Origin of the sequence: Magnetospirillum moscoviense (assembly GCF_001650635.1) — a bacterium.
Lineage (GTDB): Bacteria > Pseudomonadota > Alphaproteobacteria > Rhodospirillales > Magnetospirillaceae > Magnetospirillum > Magnetospirillum moscoviense.
This window is the reverse complement of the sequence record NZ_LWQU01000158.1, coordinates 1-24,001: the sequence shown is the minus strand read 5'-3', so window position 1 is coordinate 24,001 and position 24,001 is coordinate 1. Positions and strand designations below refer to the sequence as shown.

22 protein-coding genes are annotated in these 24,001 nt (G+C 66.3%); 11 read left to right on the top strand and 11 right to left on the bottom strand.

Annotated elements, in window-relative coordinates; genetic code table 11:
- Nucleotides 1–95: 95 nt before the first annotated feature.
- Nucleotides 96–872: a hypothetical protein gene (locus tag A6A05_RS14465; protein ID WP_068502688.1), complete on the bottom strand. Its 777-nt coding sequence runs from the start codon at nucleotides 870–872 to the stop codon at nucleotides 96–98.
- A gap of 548 nt (nucleotides 873–1,420) precedes the next feature.
- Nucleotides 1,421–5,086, bottom strand: coding sequence for a vitamin B12-dependent ribonucleotide reductase (locus A6A05_RS14460; RefSeq protein ID WP_068502685.1), 3,666 nt, complete (start codon nucleotides 5,084–5,086; stop codon nucleotides 1,421–1,423).
- Nucleotides 5,087–5,451: 365 nt separating this feature from the next.
- On the opposite strand from A6A05_RS14460, the gene A6A05_RS14455 reads away from it, so the two are divergent.
- Genes A6A05_RS14455 through A6A05_RS14435 form a run of 5 tightly spaced genes read left to right on the top strand, consistent with a single transcriptional unit; the run spans nucleotide 5,452 to nucleotide 7,817 of the window.
- Nucleotides 5,452–5,802 carry an NADH:ubiquinone oxidoreductase subunit NDUFA12 gene (locus A6A05_RS14455; RefSeq protein WP_068502683.1) on the top strand — a complete coding sequence of 117 codons (351 nt, stop codon included), beginning with the start codon at nucleotides 5,452–5,454 and terminating at the stop codon, nucleotides 5,800–5,802.
- 21 nt (nucleotides 5,803–5,823) lie between these two features.
- Nucleotides 5,824–6,324, top strand: a complete 501-nt coding sequence (locus A6A05_RS14450) for an MlaD family protein (RefSeq protein WP_068502680.1) — start codon at nucleotides 5,824–5,826, stop codon at nucleotides 6,322–6,324.
- A gap of 18 nt (nucleotides 6,325–6,342) precedes the next feature.
- Nucleotides 6,343–6,837 carry an outer membrane lipid asymmetry maintenance protein MlaD gene (mlaD, locus tag A6A05_RS14445; RefSeq protein ID WP_068502677.1) on the top strand — a complete coding sequence of 165 codons (495 nt, stop codon included), beginning with the start codon at nucleotides 6,343–6,345 and terminating at the stop codon, nucleotides 6,835–6,837.
- Nucleotides 6,834–7,220: a DUF2155 domain-containing protein gene (locus A6A05_RS14440; RefSeq protein WP_082910987.1), complete on the top strand. Its 387-nt coding sequence runs from the start codon at nucleotides 6,834–6,836 to the stop codon at nucleotides 7,218–7,220. Before mlaD ends, A6A05_RS14440 begins: the two co-directional genes overlap by 4 nt.
- A 6-nt stretch (nucleotides 7,221–7,226) precedes the next feature.
- Nucleotides 7,227–7,817, top strand: a complete 591-nt coding sequence (locus A6A05_RS14435) for a GDSL-type esterase/lipase family protein (protein WP_068502671.1) — start codon at nucleotides 7,227–7,229, stop codon at nucleotides 7,815–7,817.
- Here A6A05_RS14435 and aat read toward each other — a convergent pair.
- The 6 genes from aat to A6A05_RS14405 all read right to left on the bottom strand — a co-directional run bounded on the left by aat (nucleotide 7,807) and on the right by A6A05_RS14405 (nucleotide 14,602).
- Nucleotides 7,807–8,448, bottom strand: a complete 642-nt coding sequence (gene aat, locus A6A05_RS14430) for a leucyl/phenylalanyl-tRNA--protein transferase (RefSeq protein ID WP_068502669.1) — start codon at nucleotides 8,446–8,448, stop codon at nucleotides 7,807–7,809. The genes A6A05_RS14435 and aat overlap by 11 nt on opposite strands.
- A gap of 145 nt (nucleotides 8,449–8,593) precedes the next feature.
- Nucleotides 8,594–10,729: a methyl-accepting chemotaxis protein gene (locus A6A05_RS14425; RefSeq protein WP_156521073.1), complete on the bottom strand. Its 2,136-nt coding sequence runs from the start codon at nucleotides 10,727–10,729 to the stop codon at nucleotides 8,594–8,596.
- 116 nt (nucleotides 10,730–10,845) lie between these two features.
- Nucleotides 10,846–12,219 (bottom strand): FAD-binding oxidoreductase, encoded by a 1,374-nt coding sequence (locus tag A6A05_RS14420; RefSeq protein WP_068502666.1) that lies wholly within the window; start codon nucleotides 12,217–12,219, stop codon nucleotides 10,846–10,848.
- Nucleotides 12,220–12,224: 5 nt separating this feature from the next.
- On the bottom strand, nucleotides 12,225–13,259 hold the full coding sequence (locus A6A05_RS14415; protein ID WP_068502663.1) for a CobW family GTP-binding protein: 1,035 nt from the start codon (nucleotides 13,257–13,259) through the stop codon (nucleotides 12,225–12,227).
- Complete coding sequence (gene hisI / locus A6A05_RS14410; protein ID WP_068502661.1) at nucleotides 13,256–13,648, bottom strand: phosphoribosyl-AMP cyclohydrolase; 393 nt, start codon at nucleotides 13,646–13,648, stop codon at nucleotides 13,256–13,258. Before hisI ends, A6A05_RS14415 begins: the two co-directional genes overlap by 4 nt.
- A gap of 42 nt (nucleotides 13,649–13,690) precedes the next feature.
- Nucleotides 13,691–14,602 carry a zinc ABC transporter substrate-binding protein gene (locus A6A05_RS14405; RefSeq protein WP_068502657.1) on the bottom strand — a complete coding sequence of 304 codons (912 nt, stop codon included), beginning with the start codon at nucleotides 14,600–14,602 and terminating at the stop codon, nucleotides 13,691–13,693.
- 71 nt (nucleotides 14,603–14,673) lie between these two features.
- Between A6A05_RS14405 and A6A05_RS14400 the strand changes: the two genes are divergently transcribed.
- Genes A6A05_RS14400 through A6A05_RS14390 form a run of 3 tightly spaced genes read left to right on the top strand, consistent with a single transcriptional unit; the run spans nucleotide 14,674 to nucleotide 16,680 of the window.
- On the top strand, nucleotides 14,674–15,144 hold the full coding sequence (locus A6A05_RS14400) for a Fur family transcriptional regulator (protein WP_216635810.1): 471 nt from the start codon (nucleotides 14,674–14,676) through the stop codon (nucleotides 15,142–15,144).
- Nucleotides 15,141–15,905, top strand: coding sequence for a zinc ABC transporter ATP-binding protein ZnuC (gene znuC / locus A6A05_RS14395; protein WP_068502690.1), 765 nt, complete (start codon nucleotides 15,141–15,143; stop codon nucleotides 15,903–15,905). The genes A6A05_RS14400 and znuC overlap by 4 nt, the downstream gene beginning before the upstream one ends.
- Nucleotides 15,898–16,680: an iron chelate uptake ABC transporter family permease subunit gene (locus tag A6A05_RS14390; protein ID WP_156521074.1), complete on the top strand. Its 783-nt coding sequence runs from the start codon at nucleotides 15,898–15,900 to the stop codon at nucleotides 16,678–16,680. The genes znuC and A6A05_RS14390 overlap by 8 nt, the downstream gene beginning before the upstream one ends.
- On the opposite strand, the gene gph is transcribed toward A6A05_RS14390, so the two are convergent.
- Nucleotides 16,674–17,342 (bottom strand): phosphoglycolate phosphatase, encoded by a 669-nt coding sequence (gene gph, locus A6A05_RS14385; protein WP_068502650.1) that lies wholly within the window; start codon nucleotides 17,340–17,342, stop codon nucleotides 16,674–16,676. The genes A6A05_RS14390 and gph overlap by 7 nt on opposite strands.
- Nucleotides 17,343–17,427: 85 nt before the next feature.
- Between gph and glmU the strand changes: the two genes are divergently transcribed.
- On the top strand, nucleotides 17,428–18,774 hold the full coding sequence (gene glmU, locus A6A05_RS14380; protein WP_068502647.1) for a bifunctional UDP-N-acetylglucosamine diphosphorylase/glucosamine-1-phosphate N-acetyltransferase GlmU: 1,347 nt from the start codon (nucleotides 17,428–17,430) through the stop codon (nucleotides 18,772–18,774).
- Between the two features lie 18 nt (nucleotides 18,775–18,792).
- Complete coding sequence (gene glmS, locus A6A05_RS14375; RefSeq protein WP_068502644.1) at nucleotides 18,793–20,616, top strand: glutamine--fructose-6-phosphate transaminase (isomerizing); 1,824 nt, start codon at nucleotides 18,793–18,795, stop codon at nucleotides 20,614–20,616.
- A 6-nt stretch (nucleotides 20,617–20,622) separates the two neighbouring features.
- Here the strand turns inward: glmS and A6A05_RS14370 are convergent, their stop codons facing one another.
- Complete coding sequence (locus A6A05_RS14370) at nucleotides 20,623–22,773, bottom strand: xanthine dehydrogenase family protein molybdopterin-binding subunit (RefSeq protein WP_068502641.1); 2,151 nt, start codon at nucleotides 22,771–22,773, stop codon at nucleotides 20,623–20,625.
- Nucleotides 22,774–22,776: 3 nt separating this feature from the next.
- Complete coding sequence (locus tag A6A05_RS14365; protein ID WP_068502638.1) at nucleotides 22,777–23,232, bottom strand: (2Fe-2S)-binding protein; 456 nt, start codon at nucleotides 23,230–23,232, stop codon at nucleotides 22,777–22,779.
- Nucleotides 23,233–23,299: 67 nt separating this feature from the next.
- Here A6A05_RS14365 and A6A05_RS14360 point away from each other — a divergent pair, with 67 nt between their 5' ends.
- Nucleotides 23,300–23,503, top strand: a complete 204-nt coding sequence (locus A6A05_RS14360) for a hypothetical protein (protein WP_068502635.1) — start codon at nucleotides 23,300–23,302, stop codon at nucleotides 23,501–23,503.
- Nucleotides 23,504–24,001 lie beyond the last annotated feature (498 nt).

Sequence of the window (24,001 nt, the reverse complement as noted above, 5' to 3'; positions counted from 1 at the left end):
GCATGCGGGCGCAGACGCGGACCAATGCCCAAAGGGGCTTGGCCAATAGCGATGTTGTAGCAGAGTCCTCAGGGGAACGATTCGGGATTCGGCTTCTACTTTGTAGCCGCCCACATTATCGTGGCGTCTCCCTCATCCTTGTTGCAAAGCTCGGTGATAATGGCCGATGAGATCCGGGTCGGCGTGTCACCGTTGATGCTGAGCAGTCCTTTTTTTACCAGCCGCATCCCCGACGCAGCGCATACTCGGCGCGGAACGCCTCTGGCGGTTACCACCGGAACGCCGTTCATGGTCGACACCTCCATTGGGCCGCCAAACATATGGGTAGCTGGGGCTTCACCATGTGCAGCCTGTATGATCTGCTCTACGAACTTTGTCGTCTCATTCGGATCATAGCCGTCATCGGTCTTACGGCTCCAACCCAGGTAGGCCCCGACCAGAACAATAAGAGCGGCAACGGCGATGGCTCCCGCAATGATCGGTTTGTCGGTGAACTTGGCCGCCGTTCCAGACGAAGTTTGATGGCCCTGCTCCGCGACACTGGCTAACCTTTTTTCTGTATCAAGATGGGTATCGCGAGGCTGCCGTCGCTCTTTGGCAACCTGCAGCACCTTGATGCAGCCTCTCACCGCAAGGCGCATTGCATTTCGCACGGCCTCGGGCGAATGGCCGGGGGTTACAGATGAAACAATCTCCCGAATTTGCTGGGAAAGTTCATCACGCAGATCTTTGGACGATGTTCTGCGAAGCATCATCGCAAGAGCAAGAAGAGATAGCTCCTCTAACTTTGCGGGGGTGCTGACCGACGGCAACTTCCGAATAATTTCCTGGAAGATGACATCTGCTTCTTCCGGGGAAAGCCGTTTCTCCATAGACACATCCCGTCCAGCAAGGGCCGCCCTTCCAATGGATATTATATCCAAGGTCTATTAAGGATGCGTTATGCACTGGTAGCTCGGTTGCCTTTGGTGGCAGAGGCGGTCCAAATTGACTGGTCAGGCCCGGCCGACTGGCCCCTGCGCTGCGTCTGGCCGCTCTACCCCACGACACCCGTCGTTCGTCGAGAACGCCTGCGGCGGCCCTTGAGTGCCATGACCTGCCGGTCACGGGGTTCCGGTGACGGGTTCCGGTGACAGTGGGGTTCCGGTGACAGGGGGTTCCGGTGACAGTGCACACAACTGGCTCGATCCCAACGTCATCTCGGCGCATTGATGTCATTTTCTTCCATTTTTATTCCCTGAAGGCTCTGACGCGATCCAAAAACTAAAAAAATAAAATGAGGTCTGGAGCATCGCTCCAGGCGGGTTCGGGCGGCAGCCCGACTATAAAAACAACGCGGGCCGGCCCTCGGATGAGAGCCGGCCCGTTGCATTGAGGGACCCAAGAGAGGAAGACCCGGTCCCTCAAAAAACCGCGCTCATTACGAGCAGCCGGTCGTACCCCCGCAGGTGTCGCACTTCAGGCAGGTGCCGTTCCGAACCAGCGTGAAATTGCCGCATTCGGGGCAGGCGTCGCCCTCATAGCCCTTCATGCGGGCCCGGCGGATCTGCTCGGCGCGGGCGTCGAACTCCTGGATGGCGGTCTCGGCGTCCACCGACAGGGCCAGGGCGGTGGTCTGGGCCACCCCCAGCGTCGCGCCGGCGATGTCGGCCGACAGCGAGGCGGCGGTGGCGCCGCCATTGCCGCCCATGCCCCCGGTCACCACCAGGAACTTCGAGCGCACATAGCCCTTCGAGGCCACACGCTCGACCACCGCACCCAGCGGGTTGACGTCGTCGAACTGGCTTTCGGCGGCGTCGCCGCGACCCACCGTGTCAGGCGTCAGGTCGGCCGGCTCGACATGGGCCAGGTCATTGCGCGACAGGTACGAAATCGCCAGTTCGCGGAAGATGTAGTCCAGGATCGAGGTCGACATCTTGATGGTGTCGTTGCCTTCCACCATGCCCGACGGCTCGAACCGGGTGAAGGTGAAGGCCTCGACGAATTCCTCCAGCGGCACGCCGTATTGCAGGCCGATCGAGATGGCGATGGCGAAATTGTTCATCATGGCCCGGAAGGCGGCGCCTTCCTTGTGCATGTCGATGAAGATCTCGCCCAGCTTGCCGTCTTCATATTCGCCGGTGCGCAAGTACACCTTGTGGCCGCCGACCATCGCCTTCTGGGTATAGCCCTTGCGGCGGTCGGGCAGCTTGCGCCGGGCGGCGGCGATGATGCGCTCGACCACCCGCTCGGCGACGATTTCGGCCCGTGCCGCCAGCGGCTGGGCGGCGATGGCCTCTTCCAGTTCGCCGGCATCGTCCAGCAGGGCGGCCTGCAGCGGCTGGCTGAGCTTCGAGCCGTCGCGGTACAGCGCGTTGGCCTTCAGACCCAGGCGCCAGGACATCATATAGGCGTCCTTGCACTCGGCCACGGTGGCGGCGTTGGGCATGTTGATGGTCTTCGAGATGGCGCCCGAGATGAAGGGCTGGGCGGCGGCCATCATGCGGATATGGCTTTCCGGCGACAGGAACCGCTTGCCGATCTTGCCGCACGGGCTGGCGCAGTCGAAGACGGCCAAGTGCTCGGCCTTCAGGAAGGGCGCGCCCTCAAGGGTCATCGTGCCGGTGCAGTAGATGTTGGCGGCGTCGGCCTCGTCCCGCGAGAAGCCCAGATGGGCCAGCATGTCGAAGCCGATATCGTCCAGCTTGGCGCGATCGATGCCCAAGGTCGTGGTGCAGAATTCCTCGCCCAACGTGTACTTGTTGAAGACGAAGCGGATGTCGAAGGCGCTTTCCAGCGACTGCTCGACCCGTTCCAGCGCCGCGTCGTCGAAGCCCTTGGCCTTCAGACGCTCGTGGTTGATGCCCGGCGCATCGCGCAGCGTGCCGTGGCCGACCGCATAGCGGATGATCTCGGCGATGTCGGCCTCGTTATAGCCCAGGGTGCGCAGGGCCTCGGGCACCATGCGGTTGATGATCTTGAAATAGCCGCCGCCGGCCAGCTTCTTGAACTTGACCAGGGCGAAGTCGGGCTCGATGCCGGTGGTGTCGCAATCCATCACCAGGCCGATGGTGCCGGTGGGGGCGACCACGGTCGATTGGGCGTTGCGGTAACCGTTCTTCTCGCCCAGGGCCAGGGCGTTGTCCCAGGTCAGGCGGGCGGCGGCGACAATGGCCGCGTCGGGGCAATTGTCGGCGTCCAGCGGCACCGGAGCGATCGACAGACCCTCATAGCCCGAGGTCAGGCCATAGGCGGCGCGGCGATGGTTGCGGATGACCTTCAGCATCGCCTCGCGGTTGGGGGCGTAGCCGGGGAAGGCGCCTTGCTCGCCGGCCATCTCGGCCGAGGTCAGATAGGATTCGCCGGTCATCAGGGCGGTGATCGCCCCGATCAGGGCGCGGCCGTGATCGCTGTCATAGGGGATGCCGTCGGCCATCAACAGGCCGCCGACATTGGCATAGCCCAGGCCCAGGGTGCGGAATTCATAGGACAGCTGGGCGATCTTCTCGGACGGGAACTGGGCCATCAGCACCGAGATTTCCAGCACCATGGTCCACAGTCGGCAGGCGTGGCGGAAGCCCTCGATGTCGAAGGTGCCGCCGGCCGTGCGGAAGCACATCAGGTTCAGGGACGCCAGATTGCAGGCGGTGTCGTCCAGGAACATGTATTCCGAGCACGGGTTCGAGGCGTTGATGCGCCCCGATTCCGGGCAGGTGTGCCAGTCATTGATGGTGGTGTCGAACTGGATGCCCGGATCGGCGCAGGCCCAGGCGGCCTCGCCGATGGTTTCCCACAGGTCGCGGGCCTTCAGCACCTTCTTGACCTTGCCCGAGGTGCGGTGCTTCAGCACCCAGTCGGCATCCTCGATCACCGCGTTCAGGAAATCGTCGGTGACGCGCACGGTGTTGTTGGAATTCTGGCCCGAGACGGTCAGATAGGCCTCGGAATCCCAGTCGGTGTTGAACACCGGGAATTCCATGCTCTCGTAACCCTGGCGGGCGAACTGGATGACCCGCTGGATCGCCGATTCCGGCAGCATGGCGGCGCGGGCGGCGATGATCGCCTTCTTCAGGCGCTTGTTTTCCTTGGGGTCGAAGCGGGCATCGGACCCCGCGTCGCCGTCCCATTCGCGGCAGGCGGCCATGACCTCGCCCAGATTCTTGGCGGCCAGCTTCGAGCCGGACACCAAGGCGGCGACCTTCTGCTCCTCGACCACCTTCCAATTGATGAAGTTCTCGATGTCGGGATGATCGACATCGACCACCACCATCTTGGCGGCGCGGCGCGTGGTGCCGCCCGACTTGATGGCGCCGGCGGCGCGGTCGCCGATCTTCAGGAAGCTCATCAGGCCGCTCGACTTGCCGCCGCCCGACAGGCGCTCGCCTTCGCCGCGCAGCGCCGAGAAGTTGGTGCCGGTGCCCGAGCCGTACTTGAACAGGCGGGCCTCGCGCACCCACAGATCCATGATGCCGCCCTCATTGACCAGATCGTCGTTGATCGACTGGATGAAGCAGGCATGGGGCTGCGGATGTTCATAGGACGACTTCGACCGCACCATCTTGCCGGTCTTGAAATCGACGTAATAGTGGCCCTGGCCGGGGCCGTCGATGCCATAGGCCCAATGCAGGCCGGTGTTGAACCATTGCGGCGAGTTGGGCGCGCCCATCTGGCTGGCCAGCATGAAGGCCATCTCGTCGCGGAAGGCTTGGGCGTCTTCTTCCTTGTCGAAATAGCCGCCCTTCCAGCCCCAATAGGTCCAGGTGCCGGCCAGGCGGTCGAACACCTGCTGGGCGCTGGTCTCGCCGCTGGTGCGTTCTTTTTCGGGCAGGGATTCCAGGGCGGCCTGGTCGGGCTCGTGGCGCTGCAGCCACTCGGGCACGCCCTTTTCGGCCACGCGCTTCAGGCGGGCGGGAACGCCGGCCTTGCGGAAGTATTTTTGCGCCAGCACGTCACAGGCCACCTGCGACCAGGCGGCGGGAACGTCGATATCCTTGGCCTGGAAGACCACCGATCCGTCCGGATTACGGATCTCGCTGGTGGCCTTGCGGAATTCGAGGGCCGCGTAAGCGGAGGCCCCGGCCTTGGTGAAATGACGCTGGACGCGCATGGTCTCCCCTCTGTTCTTGCTGTGCCTGTCTGGTCTGGCCGCGGGAAGCTTGGGCGCAGGACACAAGGGGTTCCGGATTTCCCCTCGCGCCGCACTCTCCACAAGATATTGTGGTCAGCCCCCGACCGAGACGCAGGCTATGACAATCGCCGTGCCGGTTCAACAAGATTTTGACGAAATCATGGCTGCTAGACACATTATGTAGTCACAATGAATCCGGCATTTTTGGCGGAATCTCGGCATTTTTTATGGATTGGCCACAAGATGATGCGGGTGGGGGCACGATCCTCTGGACGCGTCGGGGCGCATTTGCCATAGTCCGCCCCGATGATTTCCAACCCGGAAGCAAGAACGGGGACAATGGTATGATTAGCTTGGGCACATTGCTGTTCACGTGGGCCAACGGCAAGCTGGTGGGCACCGATTCGTTCGGCAACCGCTATTATCAGGCGCGCTCGGCCGCCAAGGGCGCCCGCGTCAAGCGCTGGGTGATCTATAACGGCCCGGTCGAAGGCTCGATGGTGCCGCCGGAATGGCACGCCTGGCTGCATTACACCTCGGACGCGCCGCTGACCGCCGCGCCGCGCCGCGAATGGCAAAAGGCGCACGAGGGGAACGCCACCGGCACCCAGGCCGCCTATCTGCCGCCGGGGCACGATCTGATGGGCGGCCGGCGCGAACGCGCCGCCGGCGATTACGAAGCCTGGCAGCCCTAGGGCAGGGCGGGGGACAAGGCCATGGTCACCAAGGGCGGCAATCGCGACATCGTCACCGGCGCGCTGGTGGTGGCCGTTTCCGCGCTGGCCCTGGCCGTCGTTTACCTCACCCAAAAGACGCCGGGTGAATCCGACGATTCCGACGGCTATCTGGTGACGGCGCGGTTCAGCCGGCTGGACGGCATCGCCGTCGGCAGCCCGGTCCGTTTGTCGGGCCTGCCGGTCGGCAAGGTGGCGGCCTTGAGCCTGGCCCCGGATTTCCGCGCGGTGACCAGCCTGCGCATCCGTTCCGACGTGCAATTGCCCAGCGACACCGCGGCGGCGATTCACACCGACGGCCTGTTGGGCTCGAAGTTCGTGGTGCTGCAGCCGGGCGCCGAGGAAAGCGTCCTCGCCAGCGGTCAGGAAATCCCGTTCACCCAGGATTCGATGGTCATCGAGGACCTGATGGAAATGATCATCCAGCAGGGCCGGGCCAAGCGTGGCTATCTGGACCGGCCGCTGCCGTCCATCTCCAACTAAGCACCTAAGGGGACCAACATGGGGCGCAATCTCATCGAGACCATCATGGGGGCCGTGGTGCTGGTGGTGGCCGCGTTCTTCCTGGTCTTCGCCTACACCCACGCCGACCTGAAGGAAGTGACCGGCTACGAGATCACCGCCCAGTTCTCCAGCGTCGGCGGCCTGGACAAGGGGTCGGACATCCGCATCAACGGCGTCAAGGTCGGCACCGTCGCCGATTACGAACTGGACAAGGTCACCTTCAACGCCGTGGTCAAATTGTCGATTTCGCCCGATGTACGCCTGCCGGCCGATACGGTGGCGACCATCGCGACGGAAGGGTTGCTGGGCGGCAAGTTCGTCAAGCTGATTCCCGGCCGCGCCAAGGACCGCATCCCCGAGGGCGGCCGCATCGCCAAGACCAAGGATTTCAAGTCGATCGAGGAAATGGTCGGCGAGCTGATCTTCCTGGCCACCGCCGACAATCCGGCGCCCGCGGCTCCCGCTCCGGCGGCGCCCGCCAGCCAGCAATGATCCGCGTTCTTGTCCTTCTGCTCGGCCTGATGGCGCTGCCGTCGCTGGCGGCGGCCCAGGTTCCGGCGGTGCCGGACCTGAAGCTGGACGTCGCCATCCTGGGCGGCCTGGACAAGATCACCGCCCGCGTCGTCACCATCGAGGCGCCGGTGGGCCAGCCGGTCCGGGTCGGCGGCCTGGAAATCATCGCCCATGCCTGCCGCAAGCGTCGGCCCGAGGAAAACCCCGAAAGCGCAGCCTTCCTGGACATCTGGGAACTGAAGCCCGGCCTGCCGGCGCAAAGCCTGTTTCGCGGCTGGATGTTCGCCTCCAGCCCGGCGCTTTCGGCGATGGAGCACGCCGTCTACGACGTCTGGGTCCTTGACTGCCGCAAGGCGCGGTAGGGCGTGATGCGGTTGTGTTTCGTAGGCGACAGCTTCGTCAACGGAACCAACGATCCCGACGGCCTGGGCTGGGTCGGCCGGGCCTGCCGGGACCTGCGCGCCGAGGTCAATGATTTCACCCTTTACAATCTGGGCATCCGCCGCGACACCAGTGCCGACATCCGCGCCCGCTGGCGGGGCGAATGCGCCCTGCGCCTGCCGGCGGGAATCGACGGCCGGGTGGTCTTCTCGTTCGGGGTCAATGATTGCAGCTGGGCCGATTGCGGGCCGCGTGTGGCGCCCGATCAGGCGATGGCCAACGCGCAGGCGATCTTGATGGAATGCCGGGCGCTGTGGCCGACCCTGATGGTCGGGCCGCCGCCGATCGCCTGTGCCGACACCAATTCCCGCATCGCCCTTCTGTCGGCGGCGCTGGCCGGTCTGTGCGGTGGGATCGGCGTGCCCTATCTGGCGGTGTTCGACGATCTGGCGGCGTCCTTTGCATGGATGGACGAGGTGGCGGCCGATGACGGCGCCCATCCCCGCGCCGGTGGCTATGCGGTCCTGGCCGATCTGGTGCGCGGCTGGGAACCGTTCGCGGCCGGGCTCAGTCGGTGAGCGAATCCGCCGCCAGGCGCCAATCGACCGGTTCACGGGAAAATTGCGCCGGCATCGACACGGCAGCGGCCAACATCGCCAGATAATCCTCACGCGGGATTTCGACGGCGCCGAACCGGGCCAGATGGTCGGTGATGAACTGGGTATCCAGCAACACGTAACCGCCCTGCTTCAGCCGCGCCACCAGATCGACCAGCGCCACCTTCGAGGCGTCGGTGGTCCGACTGAACATGCTTTCCCCGAAGAAGGCGGCGCCCAGGGCCAGGCCGTACAAGCCGCCGACCAGTTCGCCGCCCTGCCAGCATTCCACCGAATGGGCCAAGCCCAGATGGTGCAGCAGGCAGAACTGCGCCAGGATTTCATCGTTGATCCAGGTCTTGTCGCGCCCGGGCTTGGATTCGGCGCAGCCTTCCATCACCGCCTGGAAGGCGGTGTCGATCCGGATGTCGAACGGCGCCTTGCGCAGGACCTTCTTCAACGAGCGCGGCACGTGGAAGTCGGGCAGCGGCAGGATGCCGCGTTCGTCGGGATCGACCCAGTACACCCGCCGGTCCTCGCGGGCCTTGGCCATGGGGAAGACCCCCATGGCATAGGCCCTGAGCAGCAATTCCGGCGTCAGACTGCGACTCATGCCAGCCGTTCCTTCAACGGAACGGTTGGCATGCCTTTCTGTGCGCCCTCGCCGGGCGGGCGCATCCGCGCCCTAGGCCGCGGCCGCAGTGGCCGCTTGATACCGGCAGACCGAACAGACGGGTCCGGTGACGCGGTGGCCGCTATCATCCGGCCTTTTCCAGCTCCAGCAGGCGAGCGCCCAGGGCGTCGAGCATGGCGATGATCGACTTCGAGGCCTGGTTCATGTCTTCCAGGCTGGCGAAGGCCGCCTCGATGTCGCCGGCCGCCGCATGGGTCAGGGCCTGCTTGGCGTGCTGGTGCACCGCCTGGTGCGGGTTGACGATGGCCTGATAGGCCGGGTCGGCCCTGAGCGCCTGGTCGGACAGCGCGTCGTACCACTTGCCCAGGCGGCAATTATGGTGGTCGGGCACCTCGTCGGCGGTAAGCTTGATGCGGCCGACGATGCCGTCCAGGATGCGGCGCTTGAAGGTGATGTGGTCGTTCTTGGCCACCTCGACCAGCAGCTTGGCCGATCCCAATCCGGCATAGGTGCCGACCTGGGCGTTCAACTGCTCGATCATCGCGCTCATCGACTGCAGCACGCCTTCCAACTGGTCGTTGTTGGAGCGAGACAGGGTGGCGACATGGTGGGTGCCGTGGGCCAACTCGCCGGCGACGCCGCTTTGGCTTTCCAGCACGTCGGCGATGTCGTTCATGTGGGTGCGCACCGAACCGACCTGGCCGGCGATTTCCTGCAGCTTGCCGCCCAGGTCGGCGACCATGGCCTGGCCGGCATCGACCACGGCGACGCTGGCCGACATGGCGCCGACGATCGACTGGATCTCGCCCTGCAATCCTTCGATGCGGCGGCGGATATCCTCGGTGGCGCGGCTGGTCTGGTTGGCCAGGTTCTTGACCTCGCCCGCCACCACCGCGAAGCCTTTGCCGGCTTCGCCGGCGCGGGCGGCTTCAATCGTAGCGTTCAAGGCCAGAAGGTTGGTCTGGCCGGCCACCGCCTCGATGTCGGTGACGATCTTGCCGATTTCCAGCGACGCCTCGGCCAGGCCCTTGACCTTGGAGCCGGCCTGATCGACCGATTCGACGATCTTCTGGAAGGCGTTCAGCGCCTCGCCCGATGCGCCCAGGCCCGAATTGGCCGCATCGCCGGCGCCGTCGGCGTCCGAGGCCGCCACCGAGCTTTCCGAGGAAATCGCCGTGATCGCCTCGCGCATCTGTTCGACCGAGCCGGCCATGCCGTTGATCTGGGTGGCCGACAGGTCGATCTCGCGCTTCATGCGGGCCAGGCTGATCATCGCCTCGTTGCCCAGCATTGCCGACTGGACCAGCGAGCGCAGCACCTCGTGCTGCATGTTGATGCGTTCCTGCTCGGTCTGCTCGCGCATGCGCTGGCGTTCGGCGCTCATCGCCTGCATCTGGCGGCGGTTTTCCGCCATGGTCTGCATCATCTTGGCGGCGTGGCCGAATTCGTCGGCGCGATCGGGCTTCAGACGCAGCGCATCGACGTCGCCGGTGCCGTCGATGACGTCCATGTCGTGGGCCAGGTCGCGAAAGCCTTTGCCGATCGAGCGCGACAGGACATAGCCGAAGCCGCCGACCGCCAGCAGGATCAACAGGAACAGCAGCATGCGGCTGCGCAGTTCGGCCCGATAGAGGGTGTCGACGTCATCGACATAGATGCCCGAGCCCAGCACCCAGGCCCACGGCTCGAAATGCTTGATATAGGACAGCTTGGGAAACAGTTCTTCGGTGACGCCGCCGCCCTGCTTGGGCTTCGGCCAGTCATAGGTGACGAAGCCGTGTCCGGCCTCGCGCACCACGTCGTTGAAGGCGACGAACAGGTTGGCGTTGGCCAAGGGCCGGGTCGGACCGTCGGTGCCGGCCCGGCGGCTGGTGGCCTTGTCGAAGCGCTGGTCGGTCAGCGGCTTGCCGTTCAAGGCCGGCACGGTCGGGTGCATGACCATGCGCGGGACCGGCTGTTCCAGGTCGTTGATCCACAGATATTCGACCGTCTCGTAGCGCATGGCGCGGATGGTGGCCATGGCCTGGGCCTTGGCCTCGTCCTCGCTCATGCGGCCTTCCTTGGCCTCTTGGGCGAAGCGCTGCAACACCCCCATGCTGGCCTCGACCACATGGCGCAACTTGGTCTCGCGGGCGGCGAACAGTTCACTTTTCAATTGAACGGCGTCGTAGATGAAGACCGCGGCCAGACCGGCCAGCGGCGCCGCGACCAATAGCCACAGTCTCGAGGTAATACCACCGCGCTTCAACAGTCCCATCATTTGCCCTGTCTCCCATCCCGCCGGCTGTTCTTTTTGCATTGCAGCGCGGTCGTCCCGTGGCGGTCCAAATTCCGCACAGAAAGAAGTGTAGTCTGATGAAGGAGCTCAGGAAAGTGTTAGTCCTTGATAATCTTCCCGGGATTCAGGATGCCGTCGGGGTCCAGCGCCTGCTTGATGGCCCGCATCACCGACAGGGCGCCGCCGGCCTCGGCCGCCAGGAAATCCTTCTTCCCCATGCCGATTCCGTGTTCGCCGGTGCAGGTGCCGCCCAGGGCCAGGGCGCGGGCGACGATGCCTTGGTTCAGCCGTTCGGCCAAGGCGACCTCGGCCGGATTGCCGGGATCGACCAGCACCAGGGCGTGGAAATTGCCGTCGCCGACATGGCCGACCAGGGCCGAGATCAGGCCCGACCGGTCCAGGTCGGCCTTGGTTTCCAACAGGCAGCGGGCCAGGGCCGAGATCGGCACGCAGGCGTCGGTGGTCCAGGCCTTGGCGCCCGGCCGCAGCGCCAGCGCCGCCCAATAGGCGGTATGGCGGGCCGCCCACAGGCGGGTGCGCTCCTCGGTGGTGGTGGCCCATTGGAAGCCGCTGGCTCCGAATTCGGCGGCGATAGAAGCGACCCGCTCGGCCTGTTCGGCGACGCTGGCGGGACTGCCGTGGAACTCGAAGAACAAGGTGGGGGCGATCTGGTGGTCGGTCTTTGAATAGGTGTTGACCGCCGCGATCATGGTCTGGTCCAGGAACTCGACGCGGGCGATCGGGATGCCCGACTGGATGGTCAGGATCACCGTGTCGATGGCCGCCTCGACCGATGGGAACGGGCAGGTGGCGGCCGAGATCGCCTCGGGCACGCCGTGCAGCTTCAGCGTCAGTTCGGTGATGATGCCCAGCGTGCCTTCCGAGCCGACCATCAGTCGGGTCAGATCATAGCCGGCCGAGGATTTGCGGGCCCGCCCGCCGGTGCGGATGACGCTTCCGTCGGCCAGCACGACCTCCAGCCCCAGCACGTTGTCCTTCATGGTGCCGTAGCGCACCGCGTTGGTGCCCGACGCCCGGGTCGCCGCCATGCCGCCCAGGCTGGCGTCGGCGCCGGGATCGATGGGGAAGAACAGGCCCTGGTCACGAAGATGTTCGTTCAGTTGCTTGCGGGTGACGCCGGGCTGGATTGTGACGTCCAGATCCTCGGGGCGAACGGCCAGGATGGCGTTCATCCCCGCGAGATCGATGGTCACGCCGCCCTTGATCGCCGCGATATGGCCTTCCAGCGAGGTGCCGGTGCCAAACGCGATGACCGGCACGCCGAAACGGGCGCATTCCTTGACGGCGAAGGCGACATCGGCGGTCGATCGGGCGAACAGCACCGCGTCGGGCGGGAAGGCGGAAAAGTGCGATTCGTCCTTGCCGTGCTGCTGGCGCACCGAGGCGGCCTGCGACAAGCGCTCGCCGAAATGGGCCCTCAGAGTTTGCAGCAATTCGGCGGGCAGTTCCATCGGGGTCAGATCCCCTTTTCGTCGGCCAGACCCAGCACGCCGGCCAGCATGTCGTCGATCACCTTGCGGTCGAGGTCGCGGGTGATGAAGACGATGCGGGTGCGGTGGTCGTCGTCGGGCCAGCCGGGCAGGGCGGCCGGCGGGTGGAAGACGTGCTGCACGCCATGGATGGCCATCGGCTTGTCGGATCCCAGCACGTTGACCACGCCCTTGATGCGCAGCAGGTTCTCGCCCCGGTTGGCGATCAGCAATTCCAGCGCGAAGGCCAGGCCGGGCCAGCTGACTGGCGCCTGGCGGGTGAAGACGAAGGCCTGGACGCGGTCGTCGTGGCGGTTGACGTCGTGGTGGTGATGATGGTGGTCGTGGTGGTCGCGGAACGATTCCTCGTTCATCCAGCGCCGCACGTCGGGAATTTTGTCGCGATCGTTGAACAGGCCGGCATCCAGGATGGCCGCCGGGTCCAGCTTGCCGTCGATGGCCTCGATGGTGACCGCCGCCGGGTTCAGCCGGGCCAGACGCTCGCGCAGGCGGGCGGTTTGTTCGGGCTTGGCGATGTCGGTCTTGGTGATGACGATGCGGTCGGCCACCGCCGCCTGCTTGACCGCTTCCGGGTGGTTGTCCAGCGTCGCCGACCCGTTGACCGCATCGACGGTCGAGACGATGCCGTCCAGCCGATAGCGGCTCGACAGCAAGGGATCGGTCATCAGGGTGTGGATGATCGGGGCGGGGTCGGCCAGGCCGGTGGTCTCGATGATGACGCGGGCGAATTCGGGGATCTCGCCCTTGACCCGTTTCAGGAACAGCTCGCGCAAGGCATTGACCATGTCGCCCCGCACCGTGCAGCACAGGCAGCCGGAATTGAGCAGCACGATATCTTCCGCGACATGGCGGACCAGCAGCTGATCGATGCCGATCTCGCCGAACTCGTTGACCAGGACGGCAGTGTCGGCCAGGCCGGGCTGGCCCAGCAGATGGTTCAAAAGCGTGGTCTTGCCGCTGCCCAGAAAGCCGGTCAGCACGGTCACCGGAAGGGTGGTCATTTCTTGTAAAGCTCCTCTGGCGAGACCAGGACCGGGGCCACCTCGGTCAGGCCTTCCGGCCGGGCGGCGGTGTAGAAGCAGGTGCGCCGGCCGGTGTGGCAGGCGACGCCGTCCTGGTCCACTTTCACCAAGATGGTGTCGCCGTCGCAATCAATCAAAAATTCCTTCAGGCGCTGCTGCTGGCCCGAGGTCTCGCCCTTGCGCCACAGACCCTTGCGCGAGCGCGACCAATAGCACACCCGGCCGGTGGCCAGGGTCTCGGCCACCGCCTCGCGGTTCATCCACGCCATCATCAGCACCTCGCCGGTGTCGAATTGCTGGGCGATGGCCGGGACCAGCCCGTCGGCGTTGAAGGAGATGGCGGCAAGGGCGGCGGCGGCATCGGTCATGGCGAGCTCCGGTTGGGGACGCTTAATCCTATAGATGATCCCTCAGCCGCCCGAAAGACACGAGGACAGCGATTCGGCCAAACGCCGCATCATGGTGAAATAAAGGTCGGGTCCGGGCGCCAGGTCGGCCCCTTGCGGGTCCAGCACGCCCAGGCGGGCGCCGGCGGCCTGGGCCAGGCTGGCGGCCAGCGGCGAGGGGAATTGCGGCTCGCGGAACACGCACGCGGTGCCGGAACTCTTGATGCGGTCGCGCAAGGTCGCCATGCGCTTGGCCGAGGGCGGCCGGTCGGGGTCGATGGTGACGGCCCCGACCGGGTTCAGGCCATAGCGCGCCTCGAAATATTGATAGGCGTCGTGGAACACCACATAGGGGCGGGCCTTGACCGGGGCCAGCCTGGCGAACAATTCGCCGTCCAGCGCGTCCAGCCGGGCCAAGGTGGCCTGGGCGTTGGCCCGGTAAAGGGCGGCGCGGCTTGGGTCCTTGGCCGCCAGCTTGTCGGCCAGGGCGGCGACCAGCAGCTTGGCGTTGGCCGGGTCCAGCCACAGGTGGAAGTCGGTTTCGTCCCGGTCGGAATGCCCGTGGTCGTGGTCGGCGGCGTGGGCTTCCCAAGCACCGCCTTCGCGCTGGTCCAGCCGGGTGATGCCGGGCAACTGGGCCAAAGCCAGGACATCCGCCCTGGCCGCCGCCAGCGGCTTGGCCAGGAAGGTCTCGTAGGCAGGCGAAACCAGCACCACCAGGTCGGCCGCCTGAACCAGACGGGCGTCCGACGGCTTCAAGGCATAGGCGTGCTCGCTGGCCAGGCCGTTGACCACCTGCGCCGGCTGGCCGGCGCCGGCCATCACCGCCGCCGTCAGCGAATGCAGCGGCTGGATCGAGGCCGCCACCTTCAGCTCGGCGGCGAGGACCTGGGTGCCCAGGCACAACAGCAAGACGGCGATGACGTGCTTGGACATGGGCGGGCTTTCGTGCGAGGATGGGCGATGGATGTAACGTTATAATATAACAATTGATGACGGCAAGCCCGATGTCCTTTCCCTCCAACGACCATGACCACCGGTCCTGCGTGGCCAGTGCGCTTGGTGCCGCCGAGGCCGAGTGCCGCCGTCGTGGCGCCCGCCTGACCGACATCCGCCGCCGGGTGCTGGAATTGATCTGGACCAGCCACGCCCCGGTCGGGGCCTATGCGCTGCTGGAGCAATTGGGGCGCGGCGCCGCGCCGCCGACAATCTATCGCGCGCTGGATTTCCTGCTGGCGCACGGGCTGATCCATCGCATCGAGACCCAGAACGCCTATGTCGGCTGTTCCCATCCCGGCCAGCCCCATGCCGGGCTGTTCCTGCTGTGCCGCCAGTGCGGGGCCGTGGCCGAGCTGGCCGAGGCCGCCACCACCCGCGCCATCGAACAAGAAGCCGCCGCCCTGGGCTTTCAGGTCGACAGCCTGACCGTCGAGGCGCACGGCTTGTGCCCGGGCTGCCGGGGCGGGGCCAGCCCATGAGCGCGCTGGTCCGCCTGGACAAGGTGTCGCTGGCGCTGGGTGGCCATCCGGTGCTGTCGGGGGTGTCGCTGGCGGTCGAGCCCGGCCGCATCGTCACCATCGTCGGCCCCAACGGCGCCGGCAAATCGACCCTGGTGCGGGTCGCGCTGGGGCTGGTCAAGCCCGATTCCGGCACGGTCAGCCGTCGGGCCGGCGCCATCGTCGGCTATGTGCCGCAGCGCCTGGCCATCGATCCGGCCTTGCCGCTGTCGGTGCGCCGCTTCCTGGCCATGGCGGCGCCCGATTCCGATGCTTCCCAATGGGGCCGGGCGCTGGAACAGGTGTCGGCCGGCCATGTCCTGGGCCGCCAGGTGCGCGACCTGTCGGGCGGCGAGCTGCAGCGGGTCTTGCTGGCCCGCGCCCTGTTGCGCCGGCCCAATCTTATGGTGTTGGACGAGCCGGTGGCCGGGGTCGATATGGCCGGCCAGGCCGAGCTTTACGATCTGATCGCTGCCCTGGCCCGGACCGGCGCCTGCGCCGTGCTGATGGTCAGCCATGATCTGCACGTGGTGATGGCCGCCACCGACGAGGTGGTGTGCCTGAACCGCCATGTCTGCTGCGCCGGCCCCCCCGAGACGGTCAGCCGCCACCCGGAATATCTGGCCCTGTTCGGGCCGGGCGTCGCCGCCAGTCTGGCGGTCTATACCCATGTCCACGATCACCAGCATCTGCCCGACGGCTCGGTCGGGCATCAGCATGGCCCGGATTGCCATCATGGATGAGTTCCTGATCAAGGCGCTGGCCGCCGGCATCGGTCTGGCCCTGGTGGCGGCCCCGTTCGGCTGTTTCGTGGTGTGGCGGCGCATGGCCTATTTCGGCGACACCCTGGCCCATGCGGCTTTGCTGGGCGTGGTCGCCAGCCTGCTGCTGGGGACCTCGGCCCTGTTCGGCATCGCCATCGTCGCCGTCGCGGCGGCCCTCTTGCTGGCGGTGGCCCAGCGCCAGGAAAAGCTGGGTTCGGACACCATCTTGGGCATCGTCTCGCATGGGGCGCTGGCCGCGGGGCTGGTGGCGTTGTCGCAGGTCGAAACCGTGCGGGTCGATCTGATGGGCTGGCTGTTGGGCGACATCCTGGCGGTGACCTGGGGCGATGTCGGCCTGATCTGGGGCGGCGGCGCGCTGATGCTGGCGGCGCTGGCCCTGATATGGCGGCCGCTGCTGGCCGCCACTATCGATCCCGACCTGGCCAAGATCGAGGGCCATGCGGTCGAGCGCGCACGAATGGCGCTGATGGTGCTGGTGGCGCTGGTGGTGGCGGTGGCGATGAAGGTGGTCGGCGTGCTGCTGGTCACAGCACTTCTGGTGATCCCGGCCGCGACCGCGCGCGGCCTGTCGCGCACGCCCGAGCAGATGGCCGCCTTCGCAGCACTGGTCGGGACCGTGGCGGTCGGTTCGGGTCTGGCCGCCAGCTGGCACTTCGATAGCCCGGCCGGCCCGTCGGTGGTGGTGGCGGCGGTTATCGTGTTCTTGGCGGCAAGGCTGGTCCGGCGCTACTGACGGCCGACGACGGCATCGTAAAGGTCGCGGAAATCGTCGATCACGTAGCTGGCGCCCAGCTCCGCCACCGGGCTTTTCGAATAGCCGAAGCTGACCACCACCACCGGCAGGCCGGCGCCCTTGGCGGCCAGCACGTCGTTGACCGAATCGCCGACCATCACCGCCTCGTCGGCGCCGATCCTGAGGCGGGTCAGCACCGCCTCGACATGGGCCGGGTTGGGCTTCAGGGCCGGGGCGTCGTCGCCGCCGACCACCACGGCGAAGAAGTGGTCGATGCCCAGCACGCTCAAGATATCGTGGGTGGCCTTGGTCGGCTTGTTGGTGCACACCGCCAGCGCGATCCCCTTGGCCTTCAGCTTCTCCAGCGTCTCGACCACGCCGTCCCACGGCTTGGTCAGATCGGCGGCATGGGGCTCGTAATGGGCCAGGAAGCGTTCCAGCCACAGATCGACATTGCCGTCGGGCAGGCCGCCCCGGGCGTCGAAGGCGCGGGTCACCAGGGTCGCGGCGCCGTCGCCCACCATCGGTCCGACATCGGCGTCGGTCAGCGGCGCCAGCCCGGCCATGGCCAGAGTCTTGTTGACCGCGATGGTCAAATCCGGAAGGGAATGGATCAAGGTGCCGTCAAGATCGAAGATAACTGCCCGCTTCGCCCGATTCATTGAAACCTTCCGCAATAAAGATTGACTGGCTCCCAACGGTCCTTTGTGGCACCTTTCGCCCTGACCCGCAACAGGTAGAGTCCGTATGTCCAGCCATCGTCTCGCCGTCATAGTGCTCGCCGCCGGCCAGGGCACCCGCATGAAGTCCGACCTGCCGAAGGTCATGCATCCCTTGGCCGGGCGCCCGATGATCCGGCACCTGATCGAGACGGTGCAGGGCCTGTCGCCCGAAAAGGTGGTGGTGGTGGTCGGCCCCGGCATGGATTGCGTCGCCGAGGAAGTGGCGCCGTTGACCACGGCGGTGCAGTCCGACCGTCTGGGCACCGGCCACGCCGTGGCGCAGGCCAAGGCCGCCTTGGGCGAATTCGACGGCGACGTGCTGGTGGTGTTCGGCGACACCCCGTTGATCACCCGCGACACATTGAAGCGCATGCTGGCCGAACGGCGCGGCCCCAAGCAGCCGGCGGTGGTGGTGCTGGGCTTCAAGCCGGCCGATCCCGGCCATTACGGCCGCCTGGTGGTCGGTGCCGAGGGCTTGAAGGCCATCATCGAGTGGAAGGACGGCAACGCGGAACAGCGGGCCATCCCGCTGTGCAATTCCGGCGTCATGGCCATCGACGGCCGGCGCCTGTGGCGCCTGGTCGAACGGCTGTCCAACGACAATGCCAAGGGCGAATATTATTTGACCGACGTGGTGGCGCTGGCTCGCGGCGACGGGGCGTCGTGCTCGTTCGTGCTGGGCGAGCCCGAGGAGTTGCTGGGCGTCAATTCGCGCGTCGAGCTGGCCGGGGCCGAGGCCATCGTCCAGCGCCGCCTGCGTCTGGTCGCCATGGATAACGGCGCCACCCTGATCGAGCCGGATACGGTGTGGTTCTCGTGGGATACCAAGCTGGGCCGCGATGTCGTGGTATGGCCCAACGTGGTGTTCGGCAAGAAGGTCCAGGTCGGCGACGGCGTCACCATCAAGGGCTTCTGCCATTTCGAAGGCTGCACCATCGGCGACGGCGTCGAGATCGGCCCGTTCGCCCGCCTGCGCCCCGGCGCCGAGATCGAGGACGACGCCCATATCGGCAATTTCGTCGAGGTCAAGAAGGCCAAGGTCGAGAAGGGCGCCAAGGTCAACCACCTGGCCTATATCGGCGACGCCCGGGTCGGCGCCGGCGCCAATGTCGGCGCGGGCACCATCACCTGCAATTACGACGGTTTCGACAAAAGCTTCACCGACATCGGCGCCGGCGCCTTCATCGGCTCGAACTCTTCCTTGGTGGCACCGATCACCGTCGGCGACGGCGCCATCGTCGGGGCCGGCTCGGTGGTGACCCGCGACGTCACGCCCGGCGCGCTGGCGGTGGCACGCGGCAACCAGATGGAACTGGCCGGCTGGGCCGACCGCTTCCGTGAACGCAAGAAGGCCGAGAAGGCCAAATCCTAGGCTTGAAGGGAATGCACCATGTGCGGCATCGTCGGCATGATCGGAAAGGGCGCCGTCGCGCCTCTTCTGGTCGAGGGTTTGCGGCGTCTGGAATATCGCGGCTATGATTCGGCCGGCATCGCCACCCTGGTCGATGGCGAAATCCGGCGCCGCCGCGCCGAGGGCAAGCTGGTCAATCTGGAGCGCCTGCTGGAAAGCCAGCCGCTGTCCGGCACCATCGGCATCGGCCACACCCGCTGGGCCACCCACGGCGTGCCCAACGAGAAGAACGCCCATCCGCACGCCACCTCGCGCGTCGCCGTGGTCCATAACGGCATCATCGAGAATTACGCCGAGCTGAAGGCCGAGCTGACCAAGGCCGGCCAGGTGTTCGAAAGCGACACCGACACCGAAGTCGTGGCCCAATTGATCGATTTCCACCTGGCCGCCGGCCTGGCCCCCGAGGACGCGGTCGCCGCCGCCTTGAAGCGCCTGCACGGCGCCTTTGCCCTGGGGATTTTGTTCGCCGGCCGCGACGATCTGCTGATCTGCGCCCGCGAAGGCAGCCCGCTGGCCATCGGCTATGGCGCCGGCGAGATGTTCCTGGGCTCGGACGCGCTGGCCCTGGCGCCCCTGACCCAGAAGATTTCCTATCTCGAGGATGGCGACTGGGCGGTGCTGACCGCCGATGGCGTCCAGGTGCGCGACCGCGCCGGCAATCCGGTCGAGCGCCAGGTCCGCCTGACCCAGTTCTCGGGGGCGATGATCGGCAAGGGCGAGCACCGCCACTTCATGCTGAAGGAAATCTTCGAGCAGCCGCAGGTGGTGGGCGATACCCTGAACACCATGCTGAATCCGGCGTCGCGCACCATCACCTTGATGGATCTGCCGTTCGATCTGGGGTCGGTCAACCGCGTCACCATCGTCGCCTGCGGCACGTCCTATTACGCCGGGCTGGTCGCCAAATACTGGATCGAGCGTCTGGCCAAGGTGGCGGTCGAGGTCGATATCGCGTCGGAATTCCGCTATCGCCAGCCGGTGGTGGCCAAGGGCGACCTGGCCATCTTCATCTCGCAATCGGGCGAGACCGCCGACACCTTGGCGGCGCTGCGCTGGTGCCTGGATCGGGGCATGAACACCATCGCCCTGGTCAACGTCGCCGAAAGCACCATCGCGCGCACGGCCCATGCGGCGCTGCTGACCCAGGCCGGCCCGGAAATCGGCGTCGCCTCGACCAAGGCCTTCACCTGCCAGCTGACGGTGCTGGCCTGCGTCGCCATCGCGCTGGGCCGGGCCAACGGCCGCTTGCCGGCCACCGAGGAAGCCCGCCTGTCGCAGGCCCTGGCCGAGGTGCCGGCCTGCATTTCCGAGATCTTGCGGGCCGACGACGGCATCCGCCGCGTCGCCGAGGACATCGCCCAGGCCCGCGACGTTTTGTATCTGGGCCGCGGCACCGGTTATCCCATCGCCCTGGAAGGGGCGTTGAAGCTGAAGGAAATCAGCTATATCCACGCCGAGGGCTATGCCTCGGGCGAGTTGAAGCACGGCCCGATCGCGCTGATCGACGACCATGTGCCGGTGATCGTGGTGTGCCCGAGCGACGAGCTTTACGACAAGACGGCGTCGAACGTTCAGGAAGTGATCGCACGCGGCGCGCGGGTGGTGTTCCTGTCGGACAAGGAAGGCCAGGCCCGCCTGGTCAACAAGCCGCTGGCCGCCTTCACCTTGCCCAGCGTCGATCCGTTCGTGGCACCGATCCTGTATGCGGTGCCGGTGCAATTGCTGGCCTACCACGTCGCCGTCGCCAAGGGCACCGACGTCGATCAGCCGCGCAACCTGGCCAAAAGCGTGACGGTGGAGTAGGGGGCGTCAGCTGCGCAGCGGCAATGTCCGCGTGCGCTTGCCGGTCGCCGCCGCCAGGGCGTTGGCCACCGCCGGGGCGATCGGCGGCACGCCCGGTTCGCCGACGCCGGTCGGCGGCGCCGCCGACGGCACGATGTGCACCTCGATGACGGGCATCTCGTCGAGCCGCAGCACTTCGTAGCCATTGAAATTGGTCTGGTCGACCCGGCCGTCGGTCAGGGTGATGCGGCCATTGAGGGCCGCGCCCAGCCCGAAGCCGATGCCGCCTTCCATCTGGGCTCTGATCTGGTCGGGCTGGACCGCCAGGCCGCAATCGACGGCGCAGACGACGCGGATCACCTTGAAGCCGCCCTTGCCATCAAGGACGATCTCGGCGACCTGGGCCACCACCGAGCCGAAGGATTGGTGCACCGCCAATCCGCGGAAGCGGCCGGGCGGAAGCTTTTCGCCCCAGCCGGCCTTGGCGGCCACCAGGTCAAGCACCGCCAGATGGCGCGGATGGGCGGCCAGCAGGGCGCGGCGATAGGCCAGCGGGTCCTTGCCGGCCAGGACGGCCATCTCGTCGATCAGGGTCTCGGTGACGAAGGCGGTGTGGGTGTGGCCAACCGAGCGCCACCACAAGACCGGAACGCCGACCTTGGGCGAGATCAGGTCGCAATGGAAGTCGGCCGGCGCATAGGGCGAATCCGACACCCCCTCGACCGAGGTGTGATCGACGCCGTCATGGACCAGCATCTTCTCGAACGGCGTGCCGGCGCCGATCGATTGGCCGACGATGCGGTGGCGCCAGCCCAGCGGCTGGCCGTCCAACCCGATGCCGGCCGCGACCTTGTGCAGCATCATCGGGCGATAGCGGCCGCCGGTCATGTCGTCCTCGCGGGTCCACTGGACCTTGACCGGAGCGCGCCAGCCGATGGCCTTGGCGCATTCCACCGCCTCCACCACCACGTCGCCGTCGGCCACCGCGCGCCGGCCGAAGCCGCCGCCGGTCATCATCACGTGCAGGCGCACCGATTCCGGGGCGACTCCCGCCGCCTTGGCCGCCAGGGCGCGGTAAAGGTCGGGCATCTGATGGCCGCCCCACACCTCGATCATGTCGCCGGTGCGGGCCGCCACCGCGTTCAGCGGCTCCATCGCCGCATGGGCCAGATAGGGAAATTCATAGGTGGCGTCGATGCGGGCCACCGCCCGTTTCAGGGCCTGGTCGGGATTGCCGCGGCTGGCGGCGATGGGCGCTGGCGTGCTTTCGCCGGCCAGGCGGCGATATTCGGCCCACAATTGGGCCGATCCACGGGTTTCGGCGTGGGTCTGGTCCCACTCGACGCTCAGCGCCTGGCGGCCCTTGATGGCGGTCCAGGTGTCGGTGGCGATCACCGCCACGCCGCGCGAGGTGGTCGCCACCTCGACCACGCCGGGGACCTTCTTGGCGGCGGTGGCGTCGAAGGATTTCACCGTCGCCCCGAACAGCGGCGGCCGGGCCAGCACGGCGGTCAGCATGCCGGGCAGGCGCAGATCGGCGGTATAGATCTGGCGGCCGGTGGATTTGGCCGCCGAATCGAGCCGGCGGAAACCTTCCTTGCCGATCAGGCGCCATTCGGTCGGGGATTTCAGGCGCGGCTCGGCCGGGACCGGCTGGGCGGCCGCCGCCTCGGCGAAGGGACCGATCGACGCCTTGCGGCCCTTGGGGCCGATGACCATGCCGTGTTCCACCCGGACCAGATGGGGCGACACCCGCCAGGCTTGCGAGGCCGCCTCGACCAGCATGGCGCGCGCCGCGGCACCGGCCATCCGATAGCGTTGGAACGACGATTTCATCGCCGTCGAGCCGCCGGTGCCTTGCGCCACGCCGCCCCAGGCCAGGTTGCCGTACAGTTTGGGATTGCCCCAGGCGCCCTCGACGGCGATGGCGGCGGGGTCCAGATCCAATTCCTCGGCCACCAAAAGCGCGATGCCGGAATAGATGCCCTGGCCCATATCCATGTGGGCCGACAAGATGGTCACCGTACTGTCGGGGCTGATGCGCAGATAGGCCTGGAACGGCGAGGGGGGCTGGGCCGGGTCGGCGGCCTGGGCCTTGAAGCCCAGGGTCAGGCCGGCGCCCGCGGCGCCCACCGTCAGCAGGAACGAGCGGCGCGAGAGGGGCAACTGGCGGTTCATGGCTCAGGCTCCCAGCTTACGGGCGGCGGCATGGATGCCGGCGCGGATGCGCTGATAGGTGGCGCAGCGGCACAGATGGCCCGACAGCGCATCGTCGATCTGGGCATCGGTCGGCTTGGGATTGTCGGTCAGCAGCGTCATCGCCGCCATCACCTGACCGCTTTGGCAATAGCCGCATTGCGGAACGTCCAGTTCGGTCCAGGCGGCGGTGACCGCCTGGGCGACCCGGCCGGAAATGCCTTCGATGGTGGTGATGGCGCGGCCCTCGGCGGCACTGAGCGGGGTGGCGCAGGCCATGGCCGGCTTGCCGTCCAACTGGATCAGGCAGGCGCCGCATTGGGCGGCGCCGCAGCCATATTTGGTGCCGGTCAGGCCCAGATGGTCGCGCAGCACCCACAAAAGCGGGGTGTCGGCGGCGGCCTCGACCTGATGGGTGACGCCGTTGACGGTCAGACGCATCGCTTGCCCCCAGATTGCCTTGCTGGAATCAAGTCAATGTAAGGTGGCACGGTTGCCGCGACAAGCCATGACGGCCATGGGTATGCGCCATGGTGGCGCCGCCAGGCTGCGATCAAGTTTGGCTGGCGTGAAGGCAAAACCTTTTCTAGTATTTTATCCGACCGGCGGCGCCACCCACTGGCACCGCCAGACCGAGCTGCCGCCCTGGACGCGGGGACGCTTCCCCATGGCCGAGATCGGCCCCTTCCTGTTCTACAGCAATGTGGAGTGACGGCACCAAACTGTTCAATTGCAACGGGTGCTGCGCCAAGATAGAATCTCTTATTGTCTTCCCCGCACAACTATGGCATTGACACGCCGCGCGCAGATAGGAGAGTTCAGTTGACCCGCAAGCTCATCAGAGCAACGCTCGCAAATCAGCTCTTCGCCGAATTGGACGCAGAGTGGTCGAGCCAATTGGCCGATTTGGACAGCGGCGCCGATGACTACGATCCACATATGGCACATGCACGCCAAATCGCGTCGGAATCATATCCTGACCCGAGGTATGGAATTTTCGTGCTGACCGATGGTGACGCACCAGATGGTAAGCGCCACATCGGGATGGTGCATATCAACCATGCGTGGCCGAACGGGCTACACGCAACACTTCGTATGGTATGGATACTTCTGGCACCACGATTTGATTTTACCCGACATTCCCCATATGGGCGGTCCATACGCCCCTGATTGACGGCAGAATGGCAAAATTCCGGCCCAATTGGAAGGC

Bases quoted from the DNA above. Each gene is read 5' to 3' on its own strand.
- A6A05_RS14440 (WP_082910987.1), top strand. From the start codon at position 6,834: ATGATCCGCGTTCTTGTCCTTCTGCTCGGCCTGATGGCGCTGCCGTCG.
- A6A05_RS14370 (WP_068502641.1), bottom strand. From the start codon at position 22,773: ATGAACCGCCAGTTGCCCCTCTCGCGCCGCTCGTTCCTGCTGACGGTG.
- A6A05_RS14400 (WP_216635810.1), top strand. From the start codon at position 14,674: ATGTCCTTTCCCTCCAACGACCATGACCACCGGTCCTGCGTGGCCAGT.
- gph (WP_068502650.1), bottom strand. From the start codon at position 17,342: ATGAATCGGGCGAAGCGGGCAGTTATCTTCGATCTTGACGGCACCTTG.
- znuC (WP_068502690.1), top strand. From the start codon at position 15,141: ATGAGCGCGCTGGTCCGCCTGGACAAGGTGTCGCTGGCGCTGGGTGGC.
- A6A05_RS14425 (WP_156521073.1), bottom strand. From the start codon at position 10,729: ATGATGGGACTGTTGAAGCGCGGTGGTATTACCTCGAGACTGTGGCTA.
- glmU (WP_068502647.1), top strand. From the start codon at position 17,428: ATGTCCAGCCATCGTCTCGCCGTCATAGTGCTCGCCGCCGGCCAGGGC.
- A6A05_RS14405 (WP_068502657.1), bottom strand. From the start codon at position 14,602: ATGTCCAAGCACGTCATCGCCGTCTTGCTGTTGTGCCTGGGCACCCAG.
- A6A05_RS14390 (WP_156521074.1), top strand. From the start codon at position 15,898: ATGGATGAGTTCCTGATCAAGGCGCTGGCCGCCGGCATCGGTCTGGCC.
- hisI (WP_068502661.1), bottom strand. From the start codon at position 13,648: ATGACCGATGCCGCCGCCGCCCTTGCCGCCATCTCCTTCAACGCCGAC.
- A6A05_RS14360 (WP_068502635.1), top strand. From the start codon at position 23,300: ATGACGGCCATGGGTATGCGCCATGGTGGCGCCGCCAGGCTGCGATCA.
- A6A05_RS14460 (WP_068502685.1), bottom strand. From the start codon at position 5,086: ATGCGCGTCCAGCGTCATTTCACCAAGGCCGGGGCCTCCGCTTACGCG.
- aat (WP_068502669.1), bottom strand. From the start codon at position 8,448: ATGAGTCGCAGTCTGACGCCGGAATTGCTGCTCAGGGCCTATGCCATG.
- glmS (WP_068502644.1), top strand. From the start codon at position 18,793: ATGTGCGGCATCGTCGGCATGATCGGAAAGGGCGCCGTCGCGCCTCTT.
- A6A05_RS14415 (WP_068502663.1), bottom strand. From the start codon at position 13,259: ATGACCACCCTTCCGGTGACCGTGCTGACCGGCTTTCTGGGCAGCGGC.
- A6A05_RS14365 (WP_068502638.1), bottom strand. From the start codon at position 23,232: ATGCGTCTGACCGTCAACGGCGTCACCCATCAGGTCGAGGCCGCCGCC.
- mlaD (WP_068502677.1), top strand. From the start codon at position 6,343: ATGGGGCGCAATCTCATCGAGACCATCATGGGGGCCGTGGTGCTGGTG.
- A6A05_RS14455 (WP_068502683.1), top strand. From the start codon at position 5,452: ATGATTAGCTTGGGCACATTGCTGTTCACGTGGGCCAACGGCAAGCTG.
- A6A05_RS14465 (WP_068502688.1), bottom strand. From the start codon at position 872: ATGGAGAAACGGCTTTCCCCGGAAGAAGCAGATGTCATCTTCCAGGAA.
- A6A05_RS14420 (WP_068502666.1), bottom strand. From the start codon at position 12,219: ATGGAACTGCCCGCCGAATTGCTGCAAACTCTGAGGGCCCATTTCGGC.
- A6A05_RS14450 (WP_068502680.1), top strand. From the start codon at position 5,824: ATGGTCACCAAGGGCGGCAATCGCGACATCGTCACCGGCGCGCTGGTG.
- A6A05_RS14435 (WP_068502671.1), top strand. From the start codon at position 7,227: ATGCGGTTGTGTTTCGTAGGCGACAGCTTCGTCAACGGAACCAACGAT.